2 protein-coding genes and 1 pseudogene are annotated in these 4,591 nt (G+C 42.2%); all 3 read left to right on the top strand.

Annotated elements, in window-relative coordinates; translation table 11 throughout:
• On the top strand, positions 1-85 hold an 85-nt coding region (locus HUK49_RS11695; RefSeq protein ID WP_191912754.1), incomplete at its 5' end, for an IS3 family transposase.
• Between the two features lies 1 nt (position 86).
• Positions 87-1,395 (top strand): annotated as a pseudogene (locus HUK49_RS10365) (MFS transporter).
• Between the two features lie 300 nt (positions 1,396-1,695).
• On the top strand, positions 1,696-4,362 hold the full coding sequence (locus tag HUK49_RS10360; RefSeq protein ID WP_191913647.1) for an HAD-IC family P-type ATPase: 2,667 nt from the start codon (positions 1,696-1,698) through the stop codon (positions 4,360-4,362).
• Positions 4,363-4,591 lie beyond the last annotated feature (229 nt).

Raw genomic sequence — 4,591 nt, 5'->3', positions numbered from 1 at the left:
TCAGTACTTTAACAACGTCAGAACGACCTTAAAAACAAAAGGTATGACTCCGGTTGAGTACCGAAATCATACCTTAGCAGCTTAATATTTCAATTTTGTCTAACTTTTGTCTTGCACTTCAAGCTGTTCACTTCCGCGTCTTCTTTGCAATCGTTTTTGGTCAAATTGCCTGTGGGTACGCTCTCGGTATTAGTGGTACCGGGCTTGCTCAAGCACAGCATTATATTGCCATCAATGATTTTTGGGTTGGCTTAATCGGTGCTGGTAGCTTACTGGGCCTCATGGGAAGCGCGTTGATGGGACGAATTGCTGATCAATTTGGACGTCGTCGAATGTTACTGATTGACATGTATCTTTTTACGATTTTTTCGCTCCTTCAGCTAGTGACTACTAATTTATTCTTATTGTTTATTCTGCGCTTCCTTATCGGTCTAATGATTGCTATCGACTACACGGTAGGGAATTCACTGCTTGTTGAATGGCTACCTGTAAACGAAAGTGGCAAGCGGCAGAGTCAATTAATTATTTACTGGACAATTGGCTTTATTCTTTTCTACATTGCCGGGATCATGATTAGTGGCTTTGGTAGCCATAATTGGCAAGTTATCCTTGCTTCTTCCGCCGTTCCCGGATTAGTCGCTGGAATTTTTCGTTCCGTATCCAAGCTCCCTGCTTCGCCTAGCTGGCTTGCTAGTCAGGGTGAAAATAAAAAGGCTCAGAAACTAATTCAAAAGCATATTGGTAAGCGCTGGGGACTCCCTCTTCACCTCCTCAAAGCGAAACCTGTTGATAATATTTCCTGGACAATTCTATTTAGTAAGAAGTATCGCCGACGAACACTTGTTGGTGGGTTATTTTATGCCTGCCAGGCGTTTGCATTTTTCGGTATCAGTATTTTCTTGCCAATCTTGTTAAAGAGTATGCACATGGGAGATAGTAATCTATCAGGAATCATCTATAACGGTTGTATGATGGTCGGCGTTTTACTTGGTGCATGGATCTTCAAGCGGATTAGTCGGCGAGTATTTTCTAGTTGGCACCTTCTTCTTATCCGCAATTTGTCTGGTCGGCATGATCATCGGCCCCCAGTCGTCTTTTGACTTTCAAATTGGACTTTTTGCGCTGTTTTCAATCATCCTTTCTTCAGGATTAACCCTTGACTACCCTTACCCAACCGAACTTTTTGACATTAAGGTTCGCGCTACCGGGGTCGGAACTTGTATTACAATTAGTCGAATTGGTGCTGCTAGTGGAACCTTTCTCTTGCCAGTATTGACTAACATTGGTGGTGCTCATCTCGCAATGCTGGTTTGTACCATCGTTCTAATCATCGGCGGTCTGATTTGTCTTTTCTGGGCTCCAGAAACATCACCACGATTTGTAAAAAGTAAATAGATATCAAATAACCTAAGATTAGTTCAGAGCAAGAAATAGTCTTAGGTTATTTATCCTTAGTGATCTCCAAACTTATAGAGTCTAATTCCCAGCTTGTTTATTTATGAATTTTTGTTGAACTATTATCTAAAAATACCTTAATAGAGCCTTCTCGCTTCAATCAGAATGGTATAATATTCTTACGAAAAATAAGAAAAGGACTGATTAAAGCAACTTAACTCAAAGCAAACAACCGACTGTTAATCATGGAGACGGGATCCCATGAGATTGTTGCTTTATAGTAAATATTTGAGGAGCAAAATGAAAGAACAATATCAATTAACTACTGACGAATTAAAGAAAGAATTTAACTTAACGGACTTTACTCAAGGACTAACTAGCAAAGAGGTGCAACAAAAACTAGCTAGCGACGGTCAAAACGTTCTCGAAGTAAAGCCGACACCTAAGTGGAAGATCTTTCTTCGCCAATTTAACAACATCGTGATCTACATTCTGTTAGTTGCAACGTTGTTAACAATTATTATTGGACACTATACTGATGCGATCGTTATTGGGGCCGTGGTTGTCTTAAATTCCTTAATCGGCTACTTTCAGGAAACAAGTGCTGCCAATGCCCTTGCTAAGATTAAGGAAATGATGGCAAACCAGGCAACGGTCTATCGTGACGGTAAGCGCCAAGATATTGACGCTGCTGACTTGGTTGTTGGGGACGTGGTTTTCCTTGAAGCTGGTGACAATGTTCCAGCCGACTTAAGAATTGTTTCTGCGGATAACTTACGGATTGAAGAATCTGCATTAACTGGTGAAACGAACTCTGTCATTAAAACGGATCAAGCATTAACTGATAATGATATTCCGTTAGCAGAACGCGTGAATATGGCATATGCTTCCACTTCTGTAACAAGCGGAAGCGGTCTGGGTGTCGTAATTGCTACTGCTGAACAAACTGAAATTGGGAAAATTTCTCAAGAAGTCGCCCACATCAAACCAAAGAAGACTCCACTTACCCGGGAAATTGATCATGTTGGGACTGTGGTTTCATACATCACGATTACAACTTCAATCATCGTCTTCATCGTTGGTTTTATGCTGAAGATTTACTCTCTTCCTGCATTAGCCCTCGCGGTTGTTGCGATGCTTGTGGGTGCGATTCCTGAAGGGTTACCGGCAATTACTTCCGTGATTCTAGCCTTTGGAATCAGTAAAATGGCCAAATTGTATAAGACAATTATTAAATCAATGCCTGCCGTAGAAACTCTCGGTTCGGTTGACGTGATTGCAACCGATAAAACTGGGACGCTGACTAAAAATGAAATGACAGCGACTGAATTGTGGGTTGGCGATCAACTCTACCAGGTTTCAGGAACTGGATACGCACCAAATGGCGAGATCAAACTTAATGGTAAAAAGGCGCCGCTCACTGACCAGCTCAAGCTCTTTGTCGAAGCTGGTTATCAAGCCAATGACACCGTCTTAAGTGAAAATGATGGTGCATGGCACATCAATGGTGAACCTACTGACGGTGCTTTCCTAACGCTTTACCATAAAGCATATGGTCCTAAGCACCAATCACAGTATGCCGAAATTGACCTATTGCAATTTGACTCTGATTACCGGTACATTGCCGAACTGACAGAGGACCAAGAAAACCATGAAAAAGTTATCTTCATCAAGGGCTCTCCTGATAAGTTATTTGAAATGGCCCAAAAAGAGGATCCTAACTTTGACCTTGCCAAGTGGCAACAACGGGTTAACGACTGGTCAAGTGCTGGTAAGCGAGTAATTGCCGTTGGTTATCAGCCAGTACCAAGCAACGAAGACTTAACTGAAGTGGAACACGAACACCTTTACCGGGGTATTAAATTCCTTGGTTTAGCCGCATTGCTTGATGCGCCACGAGAAGAAGTCATCGTTGCTCTAAAGAAGATGAATACCGCTGGGGTTCACGTTAAGATGATTACTGGTGATGATCCGCAAACCGCCCGGGCAATCGGTAAGGAACTAGGATTGACTAATGGTCCGATCAATGCCATTACCGGTGCAGAATGGGATAAGCTATCCGCAAAAGAGCGAGAAAGTGCCGCGATGAATAACCAGGTCTTTGCTCGAACGACCCCACAAAACAAGCTTGAAATTGTTGAAGCCCTTCAAAATCAACAACAGGTTACTGCCATGGTTGGTGACGGGGTAAACGATGCTCCGGCATTGAAGAAGGCTGACATTGGGGTTGCCATGGGAATCAAGGGAACGGACGTGGCAAAGGACGCCGCTGACATGATCCTTGGTGACGACAACTTTGCTACCATGGCAGCGGTAATTAAGGAAGGTCGACGAATCTACGACAACATTAAGAAGAGTATTCTCTTCCTCCTGCCGACATCCTTTGCGGAAGGACTCGTCGTTGCCTTCTCAATTTTGACTGGTCAACAGGTTCCGCTTCAACCAGCCCAATTATTATGGATTAACTTAATTGCTGCGATTACAATCCAGTTTGCCTTTGTCTTTGAAAAGGCTGAGGATGGGATTATGGAACGTTCACCGCGACCAATTACTCAGCGATTGATGAATCGTCATGATCTCTTCCAAATGGGTTATGTATCTGCATTAATGGCAATCTTTGCCTTAATTGGCTACGAATGGTTTATTCGTGGTGGCGCAAGCGAGATAAACGCCACGACAATGATGGTAAACACAATTGTTATCAGTAAGGTCTTCTACTTCTTCAGTATTAGAACTGAGCAGTATGGATTGACCCAAATTAACGACATCAGTAAAAATGCTTGGGGTGTAATTGGATTGATGATTATCTTCCAACTCATCCTAACTTACGTACCGTTTATGCAGACTGCTTTCCACGTTACTGGAATCAGTCTCGCTGAATGGGGTGCCGTAATCCTCTTCTCCTGCTTGATTATGATTTTCACTGAAGGAGATAAGTGGATTCGGTCGAGGATGAAGAAAGCTTAATATACAAAGATAAATAAGGTATCGAAACTATATTGATTCGATACCTTATTTTTCATTTATTGATTATTACCGGCCTTGATCGAATTATACATTTGACCCCATTTTTCCATTTGGCAGATTGCAAGAAATAACTTGAACGAATTTAGTGACGTAGATTAAGCAAGAAGATCTCGATTGGTGTATGCCAATTAAGACATTTAAGTGGCCGTGAATTCAGATACCAATTGAT

Origin of the sequence: Limosilactobacillus portuensis (assembly GCF_014838735.1) — a bacterium.
GTDB classification, from domain to species: Bacteria; Bacillota; Bacilli; order Lactobacillales; family Lactobacillaceae; genus Limosilactobacillus; species Limosilactobacillus portuensis.
Note: the sequence above shows the minus strand (reverse complement) of the source record. Positions and strands in the feature narration are given on the sequence as shown.

Bases quoted from the DNA above. Each gene is read 5' to 3' on its own strand.
- HUK49_RS10360 (WP_191913647.1), top strand. From the start codon at position 1,696: ATGAAAGAACAATATCAATTAACTACTGACGAATTAAAGAAAGAATTT.